Origin of the sequence: Pseudomonas sp. M20, assembly GCF_045037865.1 — a bacterium.
Taxonomy (GTDB): domain Bacteria; phylum Pseudomonadota; class Gammaproteobacteria; order Pseudomonadales; family Pseudomonadaceae; genus Aquipseudomonas.
On the sequence record NZ_CP173611.1, the window covers coordinates 6,088,467 to 6,112,175 of the forward strand.

Consider the following 23,709-nt stretch of genomic DNA (forward strand, 5'->3'; position numbering starts at 1 on the left):
CCAACACCACAAAACACTGTGGGAGCGAGCCTGCTCGCGAAGGCGTCGTGTCAGCCAATGAAAATGTTGGCTGAACTGGCGCTTTCGCGAGCAGGCTCGCTCCCACAGGTTTATTCGTCTACCCATAAATTTCGGGCAGTCTGGGCTTACTCAGCCTTGAGGGTTTTCACACCTTCGCTAGTACCCAGCAACAACAGGTCTGCCGGACGCGCCGCGAACAAGCCATTGGTGACCACGCCGACGATCGCATTTATCTGCGCTTCCAGCTCCATCGGGTTGGTGATCTGCAAGTTGAACACATCCAGAATGATGTTGCCATTGTCGGTCAGCACGCCTTCGCGATAAACCGGGTCACCGCCCAGTTTCACCAACTGACGGGCGACGTGGCTGCGCGCCATCGGGATCACTTCGACTGGCAGCGGGAACTCGCCCAGCACCGGCACCAGTTTGCTGGCGTCGGCGATGCAGATGAAGGTCTTGGCCACGGCGGCAACGATCTTCTCGCGGGTCAGTGCGGCGCCGCCGCCCTTGATCAGGTTGAGGTGTGCGTCGCTTTCGTCGGCGCCGTCGACGTAGAACTCCAGGTCGCTGACAGTGTTCAGCTCATACACCGGAATCCCGTGGTACTTGAGGCGCGCGGCAGTGGCTTCGGAGCTGGCGACGGCGCCATCGAACGCACCCTTGTGCTGGGCCAAAGCATCGATGAAGCAGTTGGCGGTGGAGCCGGTGCCGACCCCGACGATGCTCTTGTCGTCGAGTTTCGGAAGGATGAAGTCGACGGCGGCCTGAGCCACTGCCTGTTTGAGTTGATCCTGGGTCATGCGGGCTCCGGAAGCGGGCAAGGTGAGAACGGAAAGGCCGGCATTATAGCCGCAAGCGCGGCTAAAACCTCTGGATTCGTGTGGTCGTGCGGGCAAAAGCCGGGTTAGACTCCTCGGTCCCGCTCAACCGCTCAGTGATGCTTTCCGATGCTCGAACAGTACGTCAAAAAGATCCTCACCTCGCGCGTTTATGACGTTGCCGTAGAAACCCCGCTGCAGAACGCTCGCCAGCTCTCCGAGCGGCTGGGCAATGACATTTGGCTCAAGCGTGAAGACTTGCAGCCGGTGTTCTCGTTCAAGATTCGCGGCGCCTACAACAAGCTGACGCAACTGAGCGATGAAGAGCGCGCCCGTGGCGTAGTCACCGCGTCGGCGGGCAACCACGCGCAAGGTCTGGCCCTGGCGGCGAAAGTGCTGGGCGTCAAAGCCACCATCGTCATGCCCAAGACCACCCCCGAGATCAAAGTCGAAGGCGTGCGTTCGCGCGGCGGCAAAGTGGTGCTGCACGGTGATTCGTTCCCGGAAGCGTTGGCCTACTCGCTGAAACTGGTTGATGAAAAAGGCTACGTCTATATCCACCCGTACGACGATCCGCACACCATCGCCGGGCAGGGCACCGTGGCGATGGAAATTCTGCGCCAGCACCCGCAGCCGCTGGACGCGATCTTCGTGCCGGTCGGTGGCGGCGGCCTGATCGCCGGTATCGCCGCGTACGTCAAATACCTGCGTCCGGACATCAAAGTCATCGGCGTCGAGCCGGACGATTCCAACTGCCTGCAAGCGGCGATGGCCGCCGGTGAGCGCGTGGTGTTGCCGACCGTGGGCATCTTCGCCGATGGCGTCGCGGTGGCGCAGATTGGCCAGCACACCTTCGATATCTGCAAAGACTACGTCGACGAAGTGATCACCGTCAGCACTGACGAAATCTGTGCGGCGATCAAGGATATCTACGACGATACCCGCTCGATCACCGAACCTGCCGGCGCATTGGGCGTGGCCGGGATCAAGAAGTACGTTGAGTTGCGCGGCGTCAGTGGCCAGACTTTCGTCGCCATCGACTCCGGCGCCAACGTCAATTTTGACCGCTTGCGCCACGTCGCCGAGCGCGCCGAACTGGGTGAAGGCCGCGAAGCGATCATCGCCGTGACCATCCCCGAGAAGGCCGGCAGCTTCAAAAATTTCTGCGAGGCCATCGGCAAGCGTCAGATCACCGAATTCAATTACCGCTACAACACCGGCAGCGAAGCGCACATCTTTGTTGGCGTGCAGACTCACCCGGAAAACGACCCGCGCAGCGCACTGCTGGCGAGTCTGACCGAGCAGGGTTTCCCAGTTGTCGACCTGACCGACAACGAGCTGGCCAAGCTGCACATCCGCCACATGGTCGGCGGGCACGCCGCGCATGTGATTGATGAAGTGGTGTTCCGCTTCGAATTCCCGGAGCGTCCGGGCGCGCTGTTCAACTTCCTTAATAAGCTCGGTGGGCGCTGGAACATTTCGATGTTCCACTACCGTAACCATGGCGCCGCTGACGGTCGCGTGGTCGCGGGCCTGCAGGTGCCGCACGACGAGCGTCATCTGGTGCCGGCGGCGCTTGAGGAGATCGGTTACCCGTACTGGGATGAAAGCGAGAACCCGGCCTATCAGCTGTTTCTTGGCTGAGCGGCTACGCTGATGGGCATGGCCCAAGGAAGAGAATTACATGGAAACCCTGACCATCCTGAAAGTCCTTCACGTCGCGGCGACCGTGGTCATACTCGCGAGCGGGCTGGGGCTTGCCGCCCTGACCTGGCGTAATCGCAGCGAAGGGCCGGCCAGCACGATGCAGCGTCCCTGGCTGTTTATCTGGTGTTTGATGCTGATCGGTATGCTTAGCATGCCTTTCACCGGCTGGTGGCTGGTGCACCTGATTGGCTGGCCATTGGGGCAGTTGTGGATTCTGGGGTCCAGCGTGATTTATGCCGTGGCCACGTTGAGTGCAGTGTGGTTGTTGGTGCGGCTTAATCGGCTGTGGACAACGGGGGTTGGCAACTGGAAATTCAATCTGGCCCTGGCGATTGTCAGCGGCGTCGGGTTTCTCGCCATTGCCGGGTTGATGGGGGCCAAGCCTGTTTAAGGCTTGAGACCGTGTCGACCCCATTCGCGAGCAGGCTCGCTCCCACAGGGGATTTGTGAGCGACACAGATCCAATGTGGGAGCGAGCCTGCTCGCGAAAGCGATATCAGTCGCGCAGAGTAATGACCGGCCAGCCACGCTTTTCCGCCTCGGCACGCAGATTCGGATCCGGATCCACCGCGACCGGATTCGCCACCTGCTCCAGCAACGGCAAGTCATTCATCGAATCGCTATAGAAATAGCTGTCGTCCAGCGAATGCCCGGTCTCTTTCAGCCAGCGGTTCAGGCGCGTCACCTTGCCCTCGCGAAAGCACGGAATATCAGTGCTGCGCCCGCTGTAACGGCCATCGATCATTTCACATTCAGTGGCAATCAGGGTTTCAACGCCCAGACGCACAGCGATCGGCGCGGTCACGAAGCGATTGGTCGCGGTGATGATCACCAGTTTGTCGCCGGCATCGCGGTGTTTTTTCAGCAATTCCAGCGCCTGCGGCAACACGATCGGCTCGATGCAGTCGCGCATGTAATCGCGGTGCCATTGATCGAGCACGGCCATTTCGGTGCGGCCGAGGATCTCCAGGCAGAAGTTCAGGTACGCGGCGTTATCCAGTTTGCCGGCCAGGTAGTCCTGATAGAACTCGTCGTTGCGCGCTTTGTACGCAATCGGGTCGAGGAAGCCGCGTTCACACAGATAGTCGCCCCAAGCGTGATCGCTGTCGCCGCCCAGAAGGGTGTTGTCCAAATCGAAGAGTGCCAGGCGCATTGCAGTTACCCGCTGATAAGTCTGTAAAAAGGCGACAAGAATACGGTCTTTTCACAAGAGTGCACATAAGGTAGGAAGCTTCGTTGCCGCCTTATCAACCTTTGTGGAACAATGCGGCGACATGCGTTTGCGAGGTTGTTGCCGTGATCGACCCCGATGGTTTCCGCCCCAATGTCGGGATCATTCTGACGAATGACGCCGGCCAGGTGCTATGGGCTCGCCGTATCAATCAAGATGCCTGGCAGTTTCCGCAAGGGGGAATCAACCCTGAAGAGACGCCGGAAGACGCCTTGTACCGCGAGCTGAACGAAGAAGTTGGCCTGGAACGTGAAGATGTTGAAATACTGGCCTGTACTCGGGGCTGGTTGCGCTATCGTTTGCCGCAACGTCTGGTGCGTACCCACAGCCAACCGCTGTGCATCGGCCAGAAACAGAAATGGTTTCTCCTGCGCCTGATCTCCAACGAGCAGCGGGTGCGGATGGATTTGACCGGTAAACCGGAGTTCGATGGCTGGCGCTGGGTCAGCTATTGGTATCCGTTGGGCCAGGTGGTGACATTCAAGCGCGAGGTGTATCGCCGCGCCCTCAAAGAGCTTGCCCCGCGCCTTTTAGCGCGCGACTGACGACGGAGTTCGACCCCGAGCCATGCTCAATACGCTGCGCAAGATCGTCCAGGAAGTTAACTCCGCCAAGGATCTCAAGGCGGCGTTGGGGATTATTGTGTTGCGCGTCAAAGAGGCCATGGGCAGCCAGGTCTGCTCGGTCTACCTGCTTGATCCCGAGACCAACCGCTTCGTCCTGATGGCCACAGAGGGCTTGAACAAGCGCTCGATCGGCAAGGTCAGCATGGCACCCAACGAAGGTCTGGTCGGTCTGGTCGGCACGCGTGAAGAACCCCTGAACCTCGAAAACGCTTCGGTTCACCCGCGTTATCGCTACTTCGCCGAAACCGGTGAAGAGCGTTACGCCTCGTTCCTCGGTGCACCGATCATTCACCACCGCCGCGTCGTCGGCGTGTTGGTCATCCAGCAAAAAGAACGCCGCCAGTTCGACGAAGGTGAAGAAGCCTTCCTCGTGACCATGAGCGCGCAGCTCGCCGGGGTTATCGCCCACGCCGAGGCTACCGGTTCGATCCGGGGGCTGGGCCGTCAGGGCAAAGGCATTCAGGAAGCCAAGTTTGTCGGCGTGCCGGGTTCGCCGGGTGCGGCGGTCGGTACTGCAGTAGTCATGCTGCCACCGGCCGATCTCGACGTGGTGCCGGACAAGAACATCACCGACATCGACGCTGAGCTGGCGCTGTTCAAGACCGCCATCGAAGGCGTGCGCGCCGACATGCGCGCGTTGTCCGCCAAACTGGCGACGCAGTTGCGCCCGGAAGAGCGTGCGCTGTTCGACGTTTATCTGATGATGCTCGACGATGCCTCGCTGGGCAGCGAAATCACCACGGTGATCAAGACCGGCCAGTGGGCCCAGGGCGCGCTGCGTCAGGTGGTCACGGAACACGTCAACCGTTTCGAACTGATGGACGACGCCTACCTGCGTGAGCGTGCGTCGGACGTCAAAGACCTCGGCCGCCGCCTGCTCGCCTATTTGCAGGAAGAGCGTCAGCAGAATCTGGTCTACCCGGAAAAAACCATTCTGGTCAGCGAAGAGCTGACGCCGGCCATGCTCGGCGAGGTGCCGGAAGGCACGCTGGTCGGTCTGGTTTCGGTACTTGGTTCGGGTAACTCCCACGTGGCGATCCTCGCCCGGGCCATGGGCATTCCGACGGTGATGGGGCTGGTCGACCTGCCGTACGCCAAGGTCGACGGCATCGAGATGATCGTCGACGGCACGCGCGGCGAGGTTTACACCAACCCGAGCGAAGTGCTACGCAAGCAGTTCGCCGAAATCGTCGAAGAAGAGAAACAACTGGCGCTGGGCCTCGACACCCTGCGCGACCTGCCGTGCGTGACCCTCGACGGTCATCGCATGCCGCTGTGGGTCAACACCGGTTTGCTGGCGGACGTGGCGCGGGCGCAAAAGCGTGGCGCCGAAGGTGTCGGCCTGTACCGCACCGAAGTGCCGTTCATGATCAACCAGCGCTTCCCGAGCGAGAAGGAACAACTGGCGATCTACCGCGAGCAGCTCGCCGCGTTCCACCCGCAACCGGTGACCATGCGCAGCCTCGACATCGGCGGTGACAAGTCGCTGTCGTATTTCCCGATCAAGGAAGACAACCCGTTCCTCGGCTGGCGCGGCATTCGCGTCACCCTCGACCACCCGGAAATCTTCCTGGTGCAGACCCGCGCGATGCTCAAGGCCAGCGAAGGCCTGAACAATCTGCGGATTCTGCTGCCGATGATCTCTGGCACCCACGAACTCGAAGAGGCCCTGCACTTGATCCACCGGGCCTGGGGCGAAGTGCGCGACGAAGGCACCGACGTGCCGATGCCGCCGATTGGCGTGATGATCGAGATCCCGGCTGCGGTGTACCAGACCAAGGAACTGGCGCGGATGGTCGATTTTCTGTCCGTCGGTTCCAACGACTTGACCCAGTATTTGCTGGCGGTCGACCGTAACAACCCGCGTGTGGCCGATCTTTACGATTACCTGCATCCGGCGGTGCTGCAAGCTTTGCAGACCGTGGTGCGCGATGCCCATGCCGAAGGCAAACCGGTGAGCATTTGCGGCGAGATGGCTGGTGATCCGGCGGCGGCAGTGCTGTTGATGGCGATGGGTTTCGACAGCCTGTCGATGAACGCCACCAACTTGCCGAAGGTGAAGTGGATGTTGCGTCAGGTCAATCTGAGCAAAGCCAAGGAGTTGCTGGCTGAGTTGATGACCATCGACAACCCGCAAGTTATCCACAGCTCGTTGCAATTAGCGCTGAAGAACCTTGGGTTGTCGAAGATGCATCCGCCGGCGGTGATCAAGGCCCTGTGAAGATCAAGAGCCCCTCACCCTAACCCTCTCCCAGAGGGAGAGGGGACTGATCCGGGGATGCTGTAAAACTCCGCCGACCTGAAAGTGCTGTGCTGAATCCATGCTCGACCCGCACCGAGTGAAGGTGCTGCTGAGTCCATAATCGACTCGGTTTTTCAGGTCGATGTACGGCTCAAGACACCTCGGTCGGCCCCCTCTCCCTCTGGGAGAGGGCTGGGGTGAGGGTTGGCTCTTAAGCTGTTATTTCCACTTCGCCCAAATGCCCGCCATACGGCCCAAAACTCCGCTCCACCATCCGCCGAGTCCCATCCGCCTGGACGATCAACGCCGTACTCGCCCGTGTCCCGTAACTCTGGCTGGCAATAAACACACTCGACAACAATGACTCCGTCGCCAAGCCCACCCCGGTATCCGGCAGCTCGGCAAACGGCGCCGTCTGCGCATCACTCAACAACCCCAACAATCGCTCAGGCTGCGGATCATCCAGCACCCCACTCAACCCAGCCTTGGCCTTGAGCAACTTCGGCCACGGCGTATCCAGCCCGGCATTGGATAACCCATAGACGCCCGATCCCAGCATCACCGGCTCCGACATCCGCGCATTGAAGTGCCAGAGCTCATGACTGTTGCCGAGCAACAGATTAAACCCGGCATATTCCGCCGAACGCTCGACCACATCGCTCAAATAATCATCAATCGACGCATCACCGGTCAGAAATCGCGCCACCAACTCACCCCGTGACTTGCGCGCTGGCGCCTGCAGCGGATCGCGAATATTGGTCAACGCAGCAAAGCGTCCGTTAGCACCGATCCCCAGCCAAGTTCCGCCGGCCTCAAGATCACGTCCGGCATGCACATGCGGCGCTTCTGGCCATGGCGCCAGTGGCAGGCTTGGCCGGGCGTAGAACTCGTCACGGTTGGCCGCGACGATCAGCGGCTGGTCATGGCCCGGCCGCCAGGCGAAAACAATCAGGCACATAAGGTAGTCCTTGTGTGTTTTTTGCTCACTCTACGCATCCGGCGTCCGTGCATCCATCGCCAGTGGAGCCAAAGGGTGTGCATCCGTTACCATGCCGCTCCGGTTTTGCGGATGCGGTCTGGGGAGACGGTCATGGAATTTCTGCTCTATCTGGCGCTGGGCGCCTGTGCGGGCGTGCTGGCCGGGCTGTTCGGGGTTGGCGGCGGGATCATCATCGTGCCGGTGCTGGTGTTCAGTTTCACCTTGCAGGGCTTTGATCAGTCGATCCTCACGCATCTGGCGGTCGGCACGTCGCTGGCGACGATCATCTTCACCTCGGTCAACGCCGTGCGTGAGCATCATCGACGAGGCGCGGTGCGCTGGCCGATCTTCATGTGGATGGCCGTCGGGATTCTGTTGGGCGCCGGTTTCGGCGCACTGACCGCTGAAGCGATCTCTGGCCCGCACCTGCAAAAGATCATCGGCGTGTTCGCCTTGATCATCTCGGTACAACTGGCGCTGGACATCAAACCCAAGGCCAGCCGAACCGTGCCGGGCAAACTCGGTCTGACCGTGGCCGGCAGCATCATCGGTTGGGCCTCGGCGATTTTTGGTGTGGGCGGCGGCTCGCTGACCGTGCCGTTCCTGACCTGGCGCAGCGTGCCGATGCAGCAAGCGGTGGCGACCTCGTCGGCCTGCGGTCTGCCGATCGCGCTGGTCAGTGCATTAAGTTTCATGATTCTGGGGTGGCACGATCCGTTGTTGCCACCGCATAGTCTCGGTTTTGTTTATTTGCCGGCGTTGTTGGGCATCGCCCTGACCAGCATGGTTTTCGCCCGTATCGGCGCGCGATTGGCACATCGATTGTCGCCGCGCTTGCTGAAACGGCTGTTCGCCGCTTTGCTGTTCAGCGTGGGTCTGAGCTTCTTGCTTTAACTACGTCGCAATCCTGGCTTAATCCTGTGGTGGCAGCGTCGCCCGGGAATTTTGGTTTCAACTCTAACGAGGAGTCGCAATGCTGCCTTACCCGCAGATCGACCCGGTGGCCCTGGCCATCGGTCCGCTGAAAATCCACTGGTACGGTCTGATGTACCTGATCGGCATCGGCGGTGCGTGGCTGCTGGCGTCGCGCCGGCTCAACCGTTTCGACCCGACCTGGAGCAAGGAGAAGCTCTCCGATCTGATCTTCTGGCTGTCGATGGGCGTGATCGTCGGCGGTCGTCTGGGCTATGTGCTGTTCTACGATCTGAGCGCGTATCTGGCCAACCCGACGCTTATTTTCGAGGTGTGGAAGGGCGGTATGTCGTTCCACGGCGGATTTATCGGCGTAATGCTGGCTGCATTGTGGTTCGGCAAGCGCAACGGCAAGTCTTTCTTCCAGTTGATGGACTTCGTCGCGCCGATGGTGCCAATCGGTCTGGGCGCCGGGCGCATCGGTAACTTCATCAACGCCGAATTGTGGGGCAAGGCAACCGACGTGCCATGGGCCATGGTCTTCCCGCCATTCAGCGATCCGGCGCAACTGCCGCGTCACCCGTCGCAGCTGTATCAGTTCGCGCTCGAAGGCGTGGCGCTGTTCCTGATCCTGTGGATTTTCTCGCGCAAGCCGCGTCCGACCATGGCTGTTTCCGGCATGTTCGCGCTGTTTTACGGCATCTTCCGGTTCATCGTCGAATTTGTTCGCGTACCGGATGCGCAACTCGGCTACTTGGCCTGGAACTGGCTGACCATGGGGCAAGTGCTCTGCGTGCCGATGATCGTCGGCGGGCTGTTCCTGATCTGGCTGGCCTATCGTCGCGCACCTGCAGCACCGCTCGCGCCGACGGCTTAAACTACGAACCCCGGCGCGCGACGCCGGGGCTCAAAGGACACAGGTAACTCATGAAGCAATATCTCGAACTGGTCTCGCACGTCATTCAGAACGGCACTAAACAAGCCAACCGCACCGGCATCAACACCATCAGCTTCCCGGGTGCGATGCTGCGTTTCGATCTGCAGGAAGGTTTTCCGGCGATCACCACGCGCAAAATGGCCTTCAAATCGGCCATCGGCGAGATGTGCGGATTTCTCCGTGGCGTCAACAACGCCGCTGAATTCCGTGCGCTGGGCTGCAAGGTCTGGGACCAGAACGCCAACGAAAACGCGCAGTGGCTGGCCAACCCGTTCCGTCAGGGCGACGACGACCTCGGCGAAATCTACGGCGTGCAATGGCGTAAATGGCCGGCGTACAAGCAGATCCCGCTGAGCAACACCGCGGCCATCGAACAAACCTTAAGCAATGGCTACAAGCAGATCGCCCAAGGCGAAGAAGACGGCCAGGCCTATGTGGTGTTGTACAAAGCCATCGATCAGGTGCGCCAGTGCGTCGACACGATCATCAAGGATCCGGGCAGCCGCCGCATCCTGTTCCACGGCTGGAACGTCGCTCAGCTGGATGAAATGGCCCTGCCGCCGTGCCATCTGCTGTACCAGTTCCATCCGAATGTCGAGACCAGGGAAATCTCCCTGACCCTCTACATCCGCTCCAACGATCTGGGTCTGGGCACACCGTTCAACCTCACCGAAGGCGCCGCGCTGCTGAGCCTGATCGGTCGCCTGACCGGTTACACGCCACGCTGGTTCACCTATTTCATCGGCGATGCGCACGTCTACGAGAACCATCTGGACATGCTCAACGAACAGCTCAAGCGCGAGCCGTTCGCCATGCCGAAGCTGAAAATTTCGGATCGTGTGCCGGAGTTTGCCAAGACTGGCGTGTACCAGCCGGAATGGCTGGAGCTGGTCGAGCCGAGCGATTTCTCGCTGGAAGGCTACGAACACCACGCGCCAATGACTGCACCAATGGCGGTCTAAGCCATTGCACAAACCCCCTGTGGGAGCGAGCCTGCTCGCGAAGAGGGCGTGTCAGTCATAGAGATGTCGACTGATACACCGCTTTCGCGAGCAGGCTCGCTCCCACATTTGGTTTTGCGTGAGTCTTAATGGCCGTGGCTGCGGCCCACGTGGGAGTGTTCGACCTCGGTTGCGACAACCCCGCCACTCACTTCCAGCCGCTGCAAAATCCCGCATTGATCGGCCATTGGCCCTTCGCCACAACGTTGGCGCAGGTCGAGCAACTGTGTCTGCAACGCCAATAACCCATCAATCCGCGCCTTCACATGCTGTATGTGCTCGTCGATCAACGCATTGACGCTTTCGCACTGATCCTGCGGACTGTCGCGCAAGGCGAGAAGGCTGCGGATTTCTTCGAGAGTCATGTCGAGGGTGCGGCAGTTGCGGATGAAAGTCAGGCGTTCGGCGTGGGCCTGGGTGTAGACGCGGTAGTTGCCGTCGCTGCGAGCCGGCTCTGGCAGCAGGTTTTCGCGCTCGTAATAGCGGATGGTTTCCACGGCGCAGTCGGTCAGTTTGGCCAGTTCTCCGATCTTCATGACGGCAATCTCCAAAAGGGTGCTTGACCCTATAGTGGCTACAGGGTCTTTACTTGGCAACAGGCACCTTCATGGACGCGACCAATGAGCGATTCCCAGCACACCCACAAGCCCGGCGATGGACACGACCACAGTCATAAATTGCAGCCTGTGCATAAACATGCCCATGGCGGCGATTCCTGCTGTGGGTCGAAAGTCGCAGCACCGGCACCGGTTCATGCGCACGAAGATTCCTGCTGCTCGTCGACGGCTGCTGCGCCTGCGTTGGTGCAATTGAGCGAAAAGACCAGCGCCGACGCGCGGCTGAGCAGTTTCCGTATCGAGGCGATGGACTGCCCGACCGAGCAGACGCTGATCCAGAACAAACTCGGCAAACTCGCCGGCGTGCAGCAACTGGAATTCAACCTGATCAACCGCGTGCTCGGCGTGACCCACAATTTGCCGGGTACCGAGCCCATCACCGAGGCGATCAAATCCCTTGGCATGCACGCCGAACCGTTGGAGGCGGGCGTCGAAGCGCCAGCCCCGGCGCCAGTGAAAAAACACTGGTGGCCGCTGGCGTTGTCCGGCGTCGGCGCGCTCGCTGCTGAAGTCATTCATTTCACCAACGCCGCGCCCACCTGGGTGGTGGCGATCATCGCGCTGGTGTCAATCCTCAGCGGTGGCCTGACCACTTACAAAAAGGGCTGGATCGCCCTGAAGAACCGCAACCTCAACATCAACGCGCTGATGAGCATCGCCGTCACCGGTGCCATCCTCATCGGCCAGTGGCCGGAAGCGGCGATGGTGATGTTCCTGTTCACTGTCGCCGAGCTGATCGAAGCGCGCTCGCTGGACCGTGCGCGCAACGCGATCAGCGGCTTGATGCAGATGACGCCGGAGCAAGCCACGGTGTTGCAGGCTGACGGTTCGTGGATTGAGCAGGACGTGAAAAGCGTCGAACTCGGCGCCCGCGTGCGCGTGAAGCCCGGCGAGCGCATCGCGCTGGACGGCGAAGTGCTCAGCGGCAGTTCGACCATCGACCAGGCGCCGATCACCGGTGAGAGCCTGCCGATAGAGAAAACCGTCGGCGATAAAGTCTTCGCCGGCACCATCAACCAGGCCGGTTCGCTGGAATACGCGGTCAGCGCAGCGGCGAACAACTCGACGCTGGCGCGAATCATCCACGCCGTCGAACAGGCCCAAGGTGCGCGCGCCCCGACCCAGCGCTTCGTCGATCAGTTCTCGAAAATCTACACGCCGGTGGTGTTCGTGTTTGCCTTGGCCGTGGCGATCATTCCGCCGCTGTTCATGGGCGCAGTGTGGTTCGACTGGATCTACCGCGCGCTGGTGTTGCTGGTGGTCGCTTGCCCATGCGCACTGGTGATTTCCACCCCGGTGACCATCGTCAGCGGCCTTGCGGCAGCGGCGCGCAAAGGCATTCTGGTCAAGGGCGGCGTGTACCTGGAGGGCGGTTTCAAACTGGATTATCTGGCGCTGGATAAAACCGGGACGATCACCCACGGCAAACCGGTGCAGACCGATTACTTGTCACTCGATCCAGCCGCCGATGCCACGGCACCGGCCATCGCTGCTGCATTGGCCGGTCGTTCCGACCATCCGGTGTCGCTGGCCATCGCCAACGCTGCTGTGGATAAAAACTTCACAGCGCTGATTGTGGATAACTTCGAAGCGCTAGGCGGGCGGGGCGTCAAAGGCGAAATCAACGGTCAGACTTATCATTTGGGCAACCATCGTCTGGTCGAAGAACTCGGCCTGTGCTCGCCAGCGCTGGAAGAAAAACTCTTCGCGCTGGAGAAACAGGGCAAATCCGTGGTGCTGCTGCTCGATAGCTCTGGCCCGCTGGCGCTGTTCGCCGTGGCCGACACCGTCAAGGAAACCAGCCGCGAAGCGATCCGTCAGTTGCATGAGCTCGGCGTGAAAACCCTGATGCTCACGGGCGACAACGTCCACACCGCTCAGGCGATTGCCGCGCAGGTCGGCATCGACGAGGCTCGCGGTGATTTGCTGCCAACCGACAAACTGCAAGCCATCGAAGACCTTTATGCACAGGGTCGGCGGGTCGGCATGGTCGGCGACGGCATCAACGATGCACCGGCACTGGCCCGCGCCGAGATCGGTTTCGCCATGGCCGCTGCCGGCACCGATACGGCGATTGAAACCGCCGATGTCGCCCTGATGGACGACGATCTGCGCAAAATCCCGGCGTTCATCAGCCTGTCGCGCAATACCGCGAGCATCCTGAAACAGAACATCGCGCTGGCTCTGGTGATCAAGGCGATCTTTCTTGCGGTAACCTTCGCCGGGCTCGCCACCATGTGGATGGCGGTGTTCGCTGACATGGGCGTGAGCCTGTTGGTGGTGTTCAACGGTTTGCGCCTGCTGCGCAAATAGATGAGGAAAGGTTGTGCTGAGTGCCGAGCTGAAAGCGTTTTACATGGTCGCTCGCCTGGGCAGCATCACGCTGGCGGCGAAAAAACTCGGCCTCAGCCAACCGACCGTGACCACGCAGATCCGCAATCTGGAAAGTCATTACTCTGTGGAGCTGTTCTACCGTGGCGGTCGGCGTCTGAGCGTCAGCGACGAAGGCGCGCGGCTGCTGCCGATGGTCAAGACGCTGTTGCAGCAGGAAGCCGACATCGAGTTTTTCCTGCGCAACAGCGGTCAGGTGCAAGGCACGTTGCGCATCGCAGCGACCGCACCGTATTACATTCTCGATCTGGTGAAGACCTTTCGCGAGCGTCTGCCGCAAGTGGAAGTGTCGGTGGAAATCGGCAATTCACAGCAGGTGCTGGAGGCGCTGGAGGATTACCGCGTGGATATCGCCGCGTCGTCGCAATTGCTTGATGACGCGCGGTTGATTCGTCGGGTATTGGGCACGGATCCTCTGGTGCTGGCGGTGCATCGCAATCATCCGCTGGCAACGCAGGAACATGTGGCGTTGAGTGCGCTGGCCGGGCATACGTTGTTGATGCGTGAGTCGGGTTCGACCACGCGGCGGTTGACGGAGGAGTTGCTCGCCAGTGCCGGGGTGAGTTTCGGGCCGCTGCTGGAGATCGGCAGCCGTGAGTCGATTCGTGAGGCGGTGTTGCGCAATATCGGCATCAGCATCATTGCCCGGCAGGAAGTGCCGCATGATCCGCAGTTGCGCGTGCTGACGATCGAGAATGCGCCGCAGATTCCCGAGTACCTTTACTGCCTCAAAGAAAGGAAGGGCGCGCGGTTGCCGGCGGCGTTCCTCGGCTTGGCACAGGAAATGTCCCCGGCTTGAAGATCAAAAGATCGCAGCCTTCGGCAGCTCCTACAGGGGGACGCATTCCAATGTAGGAGCTGCCGAAGGCTGCGATCTTTTGATCTCCAACCAAAATCCCCGAATACCACTATCGGCCGTTTTTGCCTCGTTGCCATATGACGGACGCATTACAACTCTAGGATTGGCCCCATCTGCTTGATGAGGTCTGTCCATGAATCCTGCCATCGCAACTGCCCTGACCAACCCCGGTGCGCCGATGAAAGTGCGCGGCGTGCAGAAACGCTTCGGCGCGTTCACCGCACTGGATAACGTTTCTCTCGACGTCGCCGCCGGTGAACTGGTGTGTCTGCTCGGCCCCTCGGGCTGCGGCAAGACCACATTGCTGCGCTGTATCGCCGGACTCGAGAAGCAGGACAGCGGCGAGCTGTACCTTGGCGACCGCGACGTCTCGCATCTCGCCCCACAGGCTCGCGACTACGGGATTCTGTTCCAGTCCTACGCGCTGTTCCCCAATCTGACCGTCGAGGCGAATATTGCCTACGGCCTTGCTGGCAGCGGTCGCGATGAAGTGCGCCAGCGCGTCGGACAGATGCTCGAACTGGTCGGCCTCACCGGCAGCGAGAAAAAATATCCCGGCCAATTGTCCGGCGGTCAGCAACAGCGTGTCGCGCTGGCCCGCGCTCTGGCGCCGGCACCGTCGCTGCTATTGCTCGACGAACCGATGTCGGCCCTCGACGCCCGCGTCCGCGAGCATCTGTGCACCGAGCTGCGCCAACTGCAACGCAACCTCGGCATCACCACCCTGATGGTCACGCACAATCAGGACGAAGCCATGCTGATGGCCGACCGTATCGCGGTGATGAACAACGGCCGCGTCGAGCAGTACGCCACCCCGCAGGAAATCTACAACCGCCCAGCCACGCCGTTCGTGGCCGAGTTTGTCGGCCAGGGCAACTGGCTGCCGTTCCAGCGCAGCAGCGACACTCACGCGCAGGTCGGCGGGATGAATCTGCGCCTCAGCGATGGCAGCATTCAGCGCGCCTCGGGCCGTTTGTTTTGCCGCCCGGAAGCCATCAACGTCAATCCACCGGTGCACGAAGAAAACCTGTTCCCGGCCAAAGTCCGCGAGATCACCTTCCTCGGCAACCGCTGCCGCATGAGCTTCGAACTCGATCAGTTGCCCGGCCACGCGCTGCTCGCTGAACTCGCCCCGGAAGCCATGCCGCGCCTCGGCGCCCAGCAAATCATGGTCGCCTTGCCGCCGCGCAGCCTGCAGGTGTTTGCCTGATGAACAGCAACCTCGCGCTGCCGCTACCGCACAAGCAGGTGCGCCAGACTTCTAAAGCCGAGATCGGCGATCGCATTTTTGTCGTCGGCGGCAAAGTCCTACTGCTGCTGTTACTCGGCGTCGCGGTATTGCTGCCGTTGTTGGCAATCTTCTGGCGTGGTTTCAGCAGTGAAGCCGGGCAGGGCGGTGGCTGGGTCGCGGCGAAGGAGCTGGTGAGCAGCGAGAATTTCCACTGGCTGCTCGGCAACAGCCTGAAAGTTTCTCTCAGCGTCGCGGCCATCGTCGTACCGCTGGCCTACCTGTTTGCCTACGCGCTGCAACGCACAATGATTCCGGTGAAGGGCATCTGGCGCGGCATTTCGTTGCTGCCGCTGATGGCACCGTCGATGTTGCCGGGGATTGCGTTGGTCTATCTGTTCGGCAACCAAGGCATGTTGCGCGGGCTGCTCTCGGACAACATTTATGGCTTCTGGGGGATTGTGCTGGGCGAGGTGATTTACACCTTCCCGCATGCGCTGATGATTTTGCTCTCGGCGTTGTCGTTGGCCGATGCGCGGCTGTTCGACGCTGCGTCGAGCATGGGCGCCAGTCCGGCCAAGGCGTTTCGCAGCATCACTTGGCCGGCAACGCGACAGGCCGTGTTCGCCGCGTTCTGTCTGGTGTTCACCCTGACCATCACCGATTTCGGGGTGCCGGTGGTGGTCGGTGGCGACTACCAAGTGCTGGCGCTGGAAGCCTACAAAGCCGTGGTCGGCCAACAGCAGTTCGGTCGCGGCGCGTTGATCGGCATGGTGCTGTTGCTGCCGGCGCTGTTCAGCTTCGGCGTCGATGCCTGGCTGCGTCGCCGCCATGGCGACTCCATGAGCGGTCGGGCGCAGGTGTTCAAACCGGCGCCGTCGAAACTGCGCGACGGCTGTTACCTGGCGATTGTCTTGCTGATCAGCGCCGCGTTGATTCTGGTGTTCGGCATGGCGGTGTTTTCCTCACTGGTGAAGTTCTGGCCATACAACCTGTCGCTGTCGCTCAACCATTACCAGTTCAACGAAACCGCCGGCGGTGGCTGGCTGGCTTACAGCAACAGTTTGAAAATGGCCTTGGGCACGGCGTTGATCGGCAGCGTGCTGATCTTCACCGGCGCTTATCTGATGGAGAAAACCCGCAGCCAACGCGGCCTCAATCTAGCCCTGCGCATGCTCAGTTTTGTGCCGATGGCGGTGCCGGGGCTGGTGCTCGGTCTGGGTTACGTCTTCTTTTTCAACCTCACCGGTAACCCGCTGCATGTGCTCTACGGGACGATGGCGCTGCTGATCGTCTGCACCATCGCGCACTACCTGACCACCGCCCAAATGACCGCGACCACCGCGCTGCGCCAACTCGACGCCGAGTTCGAAGCCGCCGCGCTGTCGCTTAAGGCGCCGCTGTATCGCCACTACCTGCGCGTCACCGTGCCGATCTGCCTGCCGGCGCTGCTCGACATCGTGCGCTACTTGTTCGTCTCGGCGATGACCACGGTTTCCGCAGCGATCTTCCTCTACAGCCCCGACACCATCCTCGCGGCAGTCGCGGTGCTGAACATGGATGACGCCGGCAACGTTGGCGGCGCGGCGGCGATGTCGACCCTGATTCTGTTCACTTCGGCGGGCGTGTCCTTGCTGCTGGCGTGGGCTTCGCGCGGCTTGCTGCGCCGTTCTCAAGCCTGGCGGCAAACCGCGCCTGGTCACTGATTCACACCCTCAACTCAAAAGACAGGATACCGATCATGTTCAAGCCTATGGCCCTGGCCGCTGCTGTGCTCGCTACTTTCAGCCTGAATGCCTTTGCGGCAAAAACCGAGTTGACGGTGTACACCGCCCTCGAAGCCGAGCAACTGAAGTCCTACAAAGAAGCCTTCGAAAAGGCCAACCCGGACGTCGAGATCAAATGGGTGCGTGATTCCACCGGGATCATCACCGCCAAACTGCTCGCCGAGAAGGCCCGCCCACAAGCTGACGCGGTGTGGGGGCTGGCGGCTTCGAGTCTGGCGATCCTCGATCAGCAAGGCATGCTGCAAAGCTATGCGCCGAAGGATCTCGGCAAGATTGGCGCGAACTATCGTGACGCCGCCAACCCGCCAGCCTGGGTCGGTATGGACGTCTGGGCCGCGACGATTTGCTTCAACACCGTCGAAGCCGAGAAGCAGGGCCTGACTAAACCCGTGAGCTGGCAGGACCTGACCAAGCCTGAGTACAAGGGCAAGATCGTCATGCCCAACCCGGCATCGTCCGGCACCGGCTTCCTCGACGTCAGCGCCTGGCTGCAAACCTTTGGCGAGAAGCAGGGCTGGGCCTACATGGACGGTCTGCACCAGAACATCGGGCAATACGTTCACTCCGGTTCCAAGCCTTGCAAACTGGCAGCGGCGGGGGAATTCCCGATTGGTATTTCCTTTGAATATCCAGCCGTACAGCTGAAGCGTCAGGGCGCGCCACTGGACATCATCCTGCCGAAGGAAGGTCTGGGCTGGGAGATCGAAGCGACTGCGGTGATCAAAGGCACGCCGCATGAAGAGGCGGCCAAGAAACTCGCGGACTTCTCGGCGAGTGCTGAGGCGATGGATCTGTACAAGGAGAACTTCGCTGTTCTTGCGCAGCCGGGGATCGCCAAGCCGCAGACCGAACTGCCGGCGGATTATGAGCAGCGTTTGATCAAGAACGACTTTGCCTGGGCCTCGAAGAATCGTGACGAGATCCTCACCGAGTGGCGCAAGCGTTATGACGGCAAGTCCGAGAAAGTGGCGGCCAAGTAAATCTTCGCAAGCTGACAGGGCCTCATCGCGAGCAGGCTCACTCCTACAGGGGAACGCATTCCAACTGTAGGAGTGAGCCTGCTCGCGATAGCGGTCTTTCATTCAGGAAATCATCCAGATGACACAACACAAAGACCTGCTCGTCGTAGGCGCCGGCATTCTGGGCCTATCGCACGCCTACGCCGCCGCCAAACGCGGCCTCAAGGTCGCCGTCTTCGAACGCACCGCCACGCCTCTCGGCGCCTCGGTGCGCAACTTCGGCCAGGCGCTGGTCACTGGCCAACCACCTGGCCAAATGCTCGAGCTAGCCAAGGCCAGCCGCGACATCTGGGGCGACTGGGCGCAGCTCGCCGGTTTGCAGATCAAGCGTAACGGCTCGTACCTGTTCGCTCGCACTGAAGTTGAAGAACACTTGCTGGAAGTGTTCTGCAACGGTCGCGCCGTGGAGCACGGTTACAACATCCAGTTGCTGCGCGGCGCGGCCTTGCGCGATCTGTATCACGGCCAGTTCAGCCACCACCGCGCCGCGTTGCACGGTATCGACGATCAACAGCTGTACTCGCGTGAAGCAATTCCAGCGCTGATCGATTACCTGCGCCGAGACTTCGGCGTCGAGTTCCACTTCTCCACGCTGGTGCGCGATGTAGAGCCCGGTCACTTGCACAGCACCGCCGGCAGTTTTACCGCGAAGCAGATCATCGTCTGCTCCGGCCACGATTATCAGACCTTGCTGGCCGAGCCGATCGCCGCGCTCGACCCGCAAATCTGCCGCCTGCAAATGCTCCGCGCCAAACCGCAGATCGATCTGAATCTGCAACACGCCTTGCTCACCGGCCTGAGCTGCGTGCACTACGGCGCTTTCGCCGATCTGCCGGAAGCGGCGGCGGTGCAGGCGCAAATCCTGCGCGAACAACCGCACCTGCACGACAACGGCATCCACCTGTTGATCAGCCCGACGCCCTACGGCGAAGTGATCATCGGCGACTCGCACCATTACGGCAGCGAGCCTTCACCGTTCAACGCCGAGCAAGTGGACAACTGGATGCTCGAACTGGCCGAACAGACGCTGGGCTGCAAGGTGCAAGTGGTCGAGCGCTGGCAGGGCGTCTATGGTTCCCGGGGGCCGGGGCCATTTTCATTCCTGCGCCCGGCAGCAGGGTTGAGTGTGGCGCTGATGCACACGGGTGTCGGCATGAGCGTCGGCCCGGCCATGGCCGAGCGCAACATTGCGCAGTTGTTGGAGGAAGTTTGATGACAGGTCACGAGCAAGTCGTCGCGCGGGTATTCGGGTTGTATGAGCGCTTCGGCACCAGCGATTACATCGGCGAACCGGTATCGCAGATCGAGCACATGTCCCAGTCTGCCGAACTCGCGATCGCCGAAGGTTTTGATGACGAAGTGGTGCTCGCGGCGTTCTTCCATGACATCGGCCATTTGTGTGCCGAGGGCGCGGAGAACATGGGCGGCTATGGTGTGGTCAGCCATGAACGGCTGGGTGCGCATTATTTGCGTGAGGCCGGTTTCAGTGAGCGGATGGCGCGGCTGGTGGAATATCACGTGCAGGCCAAGCGGTATCTGACGTTGCGTGAGCCGGGGTATTTTGATCGATTAAGTGAGGCGAGTCGGCGGACCCTGGCGTATCAGGGTGGGGTGATGACCGAGGCTGAAGCGGATGTGTTTGAGCGCGATCCGTTGTGTGCGGTCAGTCTGCGGATGCGGCAGTGGGATGAGCTGGCCAAGGAGAGGGCGGTGCCGGTGATGGATTTGGCGGTTCTCAAGCGCAAGGCTGAGGTTTTGTTGTCGGCCGGGTGATTGCAACCCTCACCCCAGCCCTCTCCCGGAGGGAGAGGGAGCTGACCGTGTTGTTCTTGGGTCATACATCGACCTGAAATATCCAGCCGAACTCAGGTTTGGACAGCATGCAGATCTGCTCCCTTTCCCCCTCTACCCCTTGGGGGAGAGGGCTGGGGTGAGGGGGTAGCGATCTAAAGCTCAAGCACCCGAGCAACCAACCCCTCAATCTGCTCCTGCCGCTCAGCCTGATTCAACTTCGCCTGCGGATTGAGCGACGACCACTGCGGATGCGCCCGCGCCTTGTTCAGCGCTTCCGGCAACTTGCCCTCGCGCCAAGTCTTATCCTGCGGAGTCGCCACCTGAACCGCATCCATCGCCGCATGCCCACGCTGATCCAGCGCCAACACCAACTGCCGCTGGCGCAACGCCAACAGCCGCAACACCCCGTCATCCACCGTCAGCTCACGCTGCCCTTTGATCTTGCCGAGCAAGCGACTGCCATAACTACGCGCCGTCTGCAGCGCACCCCCGGCAATCGCCCCTGCCAAAGCTGCCGCGCCGAGGGTAATCCCGCCAACCAGCAAATCCACGCCAGCCCCTGCCGCCGCACCGGCAGCAATACCGCCGCCCACGCGCACGCCGAGTTGCTTCAAGGTTTCCGGGTTGAACAAGTCATCGCCCCAACGCCCGTCCAGCAACGGCAAATCACTCGCCGTCGCATCCTGCAGACGAAACGCATAGAGCTTGAGCAGCGCCTCAACACACTTCTGCTCACGCTGACGCACAGCCTTGCGCAGTTCGCTGATGGCTTGCTGTTCCTGCGCAGCTTCACTGACCACACTGCGCCGGCACGCGGCGCAGTCGATCAACAATTCAGCAATCAATCGCGCCGCACTTTGCTGGCGGGCGAGGCGCTGAGCCTGTTGATCGGCAATCAACCGTTCCAGTTGTGGCCGAGCATTTTCCAGCAGCAGCGCCAGACTTTCATACAGCCGCCGCTCGCCATCCTCGGGCGGCGCTACGCTGTCGAAACGCACCAGCGCATGCAGCCCAAGCCGCGCCAGCGCCTCGCGCCAATCTGGCTCGCGATGGTTGGCGCTGCTGACAAAATTCAGCACCGGCAGCAGCGGTTTGCCACAACTGGCGAGCACTTCCAGCTCATCACGATATTTGGCCAACACCGGTTCGCGGGCATCAATCACATACAAACCGGCGTCGGAAGCGAGCAGTTGCCGTAGCACTTTCGCCTCCTGCTCGAAACGCTGGCGCGCTTCGCTGCCGTCGAGAAAACGCGCCAGCCGCGCCGGGCCATCGAGGCGTTCGCCGGGCCGCTCCAGGCGTTCGAGAAAATCCAGCAGAGCGATCGCATCTTCCAGGCCAGGCGTGTCGTAGAGATCGAGCAACGGCTCGCCGTCCACTGACAACCGCGCGCCTTCGACATGCCGGGTGGTACTCGGGCGATGGGAGACTTCGCCAAAACCCACGTCGCGGGTCAGCGTGCGCAGCAACGAGGTCTTGCCGACGTTGGTGTGGCCGACCACCGCGAGTTTCAGCGGCGCTTTCCAGGCATCAGTCATGGCCAGTCTCCAGCCAGTTCAACGGCGCGCAATCGGCAAACTTCAGATCAAGCTGTTGCAGGGCGACGTGCCAGTCGCCGAGGCGTTCGGCGTCCAGTGCTTCGCCCGGCGGCGCTTGCAGCAGCCAGACGCGCGTCTCCCCGGCACTGCGCGCCAGTTCGGCGATCAAGGCGAGGCTGCCGCGATCCGGCGAGCGCCGTGGGTCGCAGGCAATGGCCAGACGTGATGGCGGGAAGCGGCTCAATTGTTCGAGAAGTTTGTGCCGCGATTCGCGGCTGTCGAGAATGCCGGCGTTGCTGACGTTTTTCGGCAGCGCGGGCGGCCATGGGCGTTGTTCGTCGAGTTCGATGGCGACCAGCAACGCGCCTTCGCTCACCAGTTCGCCGACGCTGCTTTCGACGCGATGCAACTGCGCAGGCTCCGGATCATTGACGCCGAGGCGTTCGCTGGTCGGCATCAGACGTTCACGCAATTGCGCGTAGCCGGGCAGGTTAAGGTCCAGACGCAGCGCAGCTTTGCCGCTGTTCCAGCGCCAGAAGCACAACAGCGTCAGCAGCAGACGCGGCAGCACGCCGTACACGACCAACACGCCAACCAGCCATGTCGCCCAGGCCTGACGGGCGCTTTCGATGTCGAGCGCGCCGTCGCCGCTGGCGCGGATCATTTCCACGGTTGGCACATTGAAACCGAGCAGCGACGGCAGATAACCGAGCGCGTGGGTGACGTGGATAAACGTGTCGGCGCTGAGAATCGTGGTTTCCCAGACGAAGCCGTAGCGCCGGGTCGCCATCAGCGTCAGCAGCAGAATCAATGCGCTGAGCATCGCCAACAGCCACAAGCCGTTGACCAGCGTACCGAGTGCCCAGCGATTGAGTTTCTTGCGTTGCAGCATTAGTAACAGTGCCGGCGCCAGTTGCGCGGCTTTGGCGTCGCGGGCCATCTTTTCGCTTAGCCACAGCCACAATCGTCCAAGGGTGGCGCCGTGTTCGCCGGCGAAGATCAAGCCCAGCAACCAGCTCAGCAGCAGAATCAGGTTCAGCCCGAGCAGACTGCCCAAGGCCCAAAACACGTTGACCGGCGTTTGCCCCAGCGCAGCGAAGGCCAGACCAGCGCCGCTCAGGACCGCGAAGATCATCAGCAACACCAGCGCCAGACGCGCGCCTTGCAGCCAGTGTTTGAGTGCGGCCGTCAGCCCGTCACGCTCGGCCAGCCACAACGCTCGGCGCTGAATACGGCCCGACAGATCACCGCCGGCCGTGCGCGCCAGTCGATTGGCTTCAACATCATCCAGGGGACCGGCATGTTCTTCGCGCAGACGCACGGTCTCGGTGAGCCAGAGGTTTTGCAGTGGAGTCAGTTCAGTCACGCAGCGTCTCGTCGCTTAATTGAGCGCTGAGCATAACCGCTGTGGCGCTTATCGGGGTAAGCGTGGCTCTGGTATCCTCGCCGGCATGACTAAATCACTCCCTCTCAGCCTGATCGCAGCCCTCGGTGAAAACCGCGTGATCGGCGTCGACAACAGCATGCCCTGGCACCTGCCGGGGGACTTCAAATACTTCAAGGCCACGACCTTGGGTAAGCCGATCATCATGGGCCGCAAGACCTGGGATTCGCTTGGTCGGCCGTTGCCCGGGCGTTTGAACATCGTGGTCAGCCGTCAGGCCGATCTGGTGCTCGAAGGTGCCGAGGTTTATCCGTCGCTGGAAGCCGCGGTGGTTCGCGCCGAGGAATGGGCAAAGGAACAGGGCGTTGATGAGCTGATGCTGATTGGCGGCGCGCAGTTGTACGCGCAAGGGCTGGCGCAGGCGGATCGACTGTATCTGACTCGCGTGGCGCTGAGCCCGGAAGGGGATGCGTGGTTTCCGGAGTTTGATCTGAACCAGTGGAAGCTGGTGTCGAATGTGCCGAATCCAGCTGAGGGCGACAAACCCGCGTACAGCTTTGAGGTTTGGGAGAAAGCCTAAGAGCTTCGTCGGAACGCCGCCCGGAGCAAGCTCGCTCC

Annotated in this window: 21 protein-coding genes; 15 read left to right on the forward strand and 6 right to left on the reverse strand. The window is 61.2% G+C overall.

The window, feature by feature from the left end; genetic code table 11:
* Positions 1–146: 146 nt before the first annotated feature.
* A complete protein-coding gene (gene rpiA, locus ACI514_RS27060; protein ID WP_405122698.1) occupies positions 147–821 on the reverse strand; it encodes a ribose-5-phosphate isomerase RpiA in 675 nt (224 codons plus the stop codon).
* Positions 822–968: 147 nt separating this feature from the next.
* Between rpiA and ilvA the strand changes: the two genes are divergently transcribed.
* Both ilvA and ACI514_RS27070 read left to right on the forward strand, forming a co-directional pair.
* Positions 969–2,483: a threonine ammonia-lyase, biosynthetic gene (gene ilvA, locus ACI514_RS27065; protein WP_160059798.1), complete on the forward strand. Its 1,515-nt coding sequence runs from the start codon at positions 969–971 to the stop codon at positions 2,481–2,483.
* Positions 2,484–2,523: 40 nt separating this feature from the next.
* A complete protein-coding gene (locus tag ACI514_RS27070; RefSeq protein WP_405122699.1) occupies positions 2,524–2,937 on the forward strand; it encodes a DUF2269 family protein in 414 nt (137 codons plus the stop codon).
* Between the two features lie 105 nt (positions 2,938–3,042).
* Here the strand turns inward: ACI514_RS27070 and ACI514_RS27075 are convergent, their stop codons facing one another.
* Entirely contained in the window at positions 3,043–3,699 is a 657-nt protein-coding gene (locus ACI514_RS27075; RefSeq protein WP_160059797.1) for an HAD family phosphatase, read from the reverse strand.
* Positions 3,700–3,842: 143 nt separating this feature from the next.
* Between ACI514_RS27075 and ACI514_RS27080 the strand changes: the two genes are divergently transcribed.
* Positions 3,843–4,322, forward strand: coding sequence for an RNA pyrophosphohydrolase (locus ACI514_RS27080; RefSeq protein WP_003229203.1), 480 nt, complete (start codon positions 3,843–3,845; stop codon positions 4,320–4,322).
* A 22-nt stretch (positions 4,323–4,344) separates the two neighbouring features.
* A complete protein-coding gene (gene ptsP / locus ACI514_RS27085; protein WP_405122700.1) occupies positions 4,345–6,624 on the forward strand; it encodes a phosphoenolpyruvate--protein phosphotransferase in 2,280 nt (759 codons plus the stop codon).
* 232 nt (positions 6,625–6,856) lie between these two features.
* Here the strand turns inward: ptsP and ACI514_RS27090 are convergent, their stop codons facing one another.
* Positions 6,857–7,603 (reverse strand): NRDE family protein, encoded by a 747-nt coding sequence (locus tag ACI514_RS27090; RefSeq protein ID WP_405122701.1) that lies wholly within the window; start codon positions 7,601–7,603, stop codon positions 6,857–6,859.
* A gap of 132 nt (positions 7,604–7,735) precedes the next feature.
* Between ACI514_RS27090 and ACI514_RS27095 the strand changes: the two genes are divergently transcribed.
* The 3 genes from ACI514_RS27095 to ACI514_RS27105 all read left to right on the forward strand — a co-directional run bounded on the left by ACI514_RS27095 (position 7,736) and on the right by ACI514_RS27105 (position 10,435).
* Positions 7,736–8,518, forward strand: a complete 783-nt coding sequence (locus ACI514_RS27095) for a sulfite exporter TauE/SafE family protein (protein WP_160042245.1) — start codon at positions 7,736–7,738, stop codon at positions 8,516–8,518.
* Positions 8,519–8,597: 79 nt separating this feature from the next.
* Complete coding sequence (gene lgt, locus ACI514_RS27100) at positions 8,598–9,413, forward strand: prolipoprotein diacylglyceryl transferase (protein ID WP_150706345.1); 816 nt, start codon at positions 8,598–8,600, stop codon at positions 9,411–9,413.
* 50 nt (positions 9,414–9,463) lie between these two features.
* Complete coding sequence (locus ACI514_RS27105; RefSeq protein ID WP_160059794.1) at positions 9,464–10,435, forward strand: thymidylate synthase; 972 nt, start codon at positions 9,464–9,466, stop codon at positions 10,433–10,435.
* 125 nt (positions 10,436–10,560) lie between these two features.
* Here ACI514_RS27105 and cadR read toward each other — a convergent pair whose 3' ends face one another.
* Positions 10,561–11,010 carry a Cd(II)/Pb(II)-responsive transcriptional regulator gene (gene cadR, locus ACI514_RS27110; RefSeq protein ID WP_007912999.1) on the reverse strand — a complete coding sequence of 150 codons (450 nt, stop codon included), beginning with the start codon at positions 11,008–11,010 and terminating at the stop codon, positions 10,561–10,563.
* An 84-nt stretch (positions 11,011–11,094) separates the two neighbouring features.
* On the opposite strand from cadR, the gene ACI514_RS27115 reads away from it, so the two are divergent.
* From ACI514_RS27115 to ACI514_RS27145, 7 genes are all read left to right on the forward strand, one after another.
* Positions 11,095–13,404, forward strand: coding sequence for a heavy metal translocating P-type ATPase (locus ACI514_RS27115; RefSeq protein ID WP_160059793.1), 2,310 nt, complete (start codon positions 11,095–11,097; stop codon positions 13,402–13,404).
* 13 nt (positions 13,405–13,417) lie between these two features.
* Positions 13,418–14,281, forward strand: coding sequence for a LysR family transcriptional regulator (locus tag ACI514_RS27120; protein ID WP_160059792.1), 864 nt, complete (start codon positions 13,418–13,420; stop codon positions 14,279–14,281).
* Between the two features lie 193 nt (positions 14,282–14,474).
* Positions 14,475–15,551, forward strand: a complete 1,077-nt coding sequence (locus ACI514_RS27125) for a putative 2-aminoethylphosphonate ABC transporter ATP-binding protein (protein WP_122842270.1) — start codon at positions 14,475–14,477, stop codon at positions 15,549–15,551.
* Positions 15,551–17,275, forward strand: a complete 1,725-nt coding sequence (locus ACI514_RS27130; RefSeq protein WP_160059791.1) for a putative 2-aminoethylphosphonate ABC transporter permease subunit — start codon at positions 15,551–15,553, stop codon at positions 17,273–17,275. The genes ACI514_RS27125 and ACI514_RS27130 overlap by 1 nt, the downstream gene beginning before the upstream one ends.
* Before the next feature lie 35 nt (positions 17,276–17,310).
* A complete protein-coding gene (locus ACI514_RS27135; protein ID WP_007912988.1) occupies positions 17,311–18,336 on the forward strand; it encodes a putative 2-aminoethylphosphonate ABC transporter substrate-binding protein in 1,026 nt (341 codons plus the stop codon).
* A gap of 118 nt (positions 18,337–18,454) precedes the next feature.
* Complete coding sequence (locus tag ACI514_RS27140; RefSeq protein WP_405122702.1) at positions 18,455–19,588, forward strand: TIGR03364 family FAD-dependent oxidoreductase; 1,134 nt, start codon at positions 18,455–18,457, stop codon at positions 19,586–19,588.
* Positions 19,588–20,148: a phosphonate degradation HD-domain oxygenase gene (locus ACI514_RS27145; protein ID WP_160059789.1), complete on the forward strand. Its 561-nt coding sequence runs from the start codon at positions 19,588–19,590 to the stop codon at positions 20,146–20,148. Before ACI514_RS27140 ends, ACI514_RS27145 begins: the two co-directional genes overlap by 1 nt.
* Before the next feature lie 173 nt (positions 20,149–20,321).
* Here ACI514_RS27145 and ACI514_RS27150 read toward each other — a convergent pair whose 3' ends face one another.
* Together ACI514_RS27150 and ACI514_RS27155 are read right to left on the reverse strand one after the other, a co-directional pair.
* On the reverse strand, positions 20,322–21,707 hold the full coding sequence (locus tag ACI514_RS27150) for a GTPase/DUF3482 domain-containing protein (RefSeq protein ID WP_405122703.1): 1,386 nt from the start codon (positions 21,705–21,707) through the stop codon (positions 20,322–20,324).
* On the reverse strand, positions 21,700–23,073 hold the full coding sequence (locus ACI514_RS27155) for a DUF2868 domain-containing protein (protein ID WP_405122704.1): 1,374 nt from the start codon (positions 23,071–23,073) through the stop codon (positions 21,700–21,702). The genes ACI514_RS27150 and ACI514_RS27155 overlap by 8 nt, the downstream gene beginning before the upstream one ends.
* An 85-nt stretch (positions 23,074–23,158) precedes the next feature.
* On the opposite strand from ACI514_RS27155, the gene ACI514_RS27160 reads away from it, so the two are divergent.
* Positions 23,159–23,671 carry a dihydrofolate reductase gene (locus ACI514_RS27160; protein ID WP_160059786.1) on the forward strand — a complete coding sequence of 171 codons (513 nt, stop codon included), beginning with the start codon at positions 23,159–23,161 and terminating at the stop codon, positions 23,669–23,671.
* Positions 23,672–23,709: the final 38 nt, after the last annotated feature.

Excerpts from the sequence above, each read along its gene's own strand:
- ACI514_RS27125 (WP_122842270.1), top strand. The coding sequence starts at position 14,475 with ATGAATCCTGCCATCGCAACTGCCCTGACCAACCCCGGTGCGCCGATG.
- ACI514_RS27105 (WP_160059794.1), top strand. The coding sequence starts at position 9,464 with ATGAAGCAATATCTCGAACTGGTCTCGCACGTCATTCAGAACGGCACT.
- ACI514_RS27160 (WP_160059786.1), top strand. The coding sequence starts at position 23,159 with ATGACTAAATCACTCCCTCTCAGCCTGATCGCAGCCCTCGGTGAAAAC.
- ACI514_RS27135 (WP_007912988.1), top strand. The coding sequence starts at position 17,311 with ATGTTCAAGCCTATGGCCCTGGCCGCTGCTGTGCTCGCTACTTTCAGC.
- ACI514_RS27090 (WP_405122701.1), bottom strand. The coding sequence starts at position 7,603 with ATGTGCCTGATTGTTTTCGCCTGGCGGCCGGGCCATGACCAGCCGCTG.
- cadR (WP_007912999.1), bottom strand. The coding sequence starts at position 11,010 with ATGAAGATCGGAGAACTGGCCAAACTGACCGACTGCGCCGTGGAAACC.
- ACI514_RS27095 (WP_160042245.1), top strand. The coding sequence starts at position 7,736 with ATGGAATTTCTGCTCTATCTGGCGCTGGGCGCCTGTGCGGGCGTGCTG.
- rpiA (WP_405122698.1), bottom strand. The coding sequence starts at position 821 with ATGACCCAGGATCAACTCAAACAGGCAGTGGCTCAGGCCGCCGTCGAC.
- ACI514_RS27075 (WP_160059797.1), bottom strand. The coding sequence starts at position 3,699 with ATGCGCCTGGCACTCTTCGATTTGGACAACACCCTTCTGGGCGGCGAC.
- ACI514_RS27150 (WP_405122703.1), bottom strand. The coding sequence starts at position 21,707 with ATGACTGATGCCTGGAAAGCGCCGCTGAAACTCGCGGTGGTCGGCCAC.
- ACI514_RS27070 (WP_405122699.1), top strand. The coding sequence starts at position 2,524 with ATGGAAACCCTGACCATCCTGAAAGTCCTTCACGTCGCGGCGACCGTG.
- ACI514_RS27140 (WP_405122702.1), top strand. The coding sequence starts at position 18,455 with ATGACACAACACAAAGACCTGCTCGTCGTAGGCGCCGGCATTCTGGGC.
- ACI514_RS27145 (WP_160059789.1), top strand. The coding sequence starts at position 19,588 with ATGACAGGTCACGAGCAAGTCGTCGCGCGGGTATTCGGGTTGTATGAG.
- ACI514_RS27130 (WP_160059791.1), top strand. The coding sequence starts at position 15,551 with ATGAACAGCAACCTCGCGCTGCCGCTACCGCACAAGCAGGTGCGCCAG.
- ptsP (WP_405122700.1), top strand. The coding sequence starts at position 4,345 with ATGCTCAATACGCTGCGCAAGATCGTCCAGGAAGTTAACTCCGCCAAG.
- lgt (WP_150706345.1), top strand. The coding sequence starts at position 8,598 with ATGCTGCCTTACCCGCAGATCGACCCGGTGGCCCTGGCCATCGGTCCG.
- ACI514_RS27115 (WP_160059793.1), top strand. The coding sequence starts at position 11,095 with ATGAGCGATTCCCAGCACACCCACAAGCCCGGCGATGGACACGACCAC.
- ilvA (WP_160059798.1), top strand. The coding sequence starts at position 969 with ATGCTCGAACAGTACGTCAAAAAGATCCTCACCTCGCGCGTTTATGAC.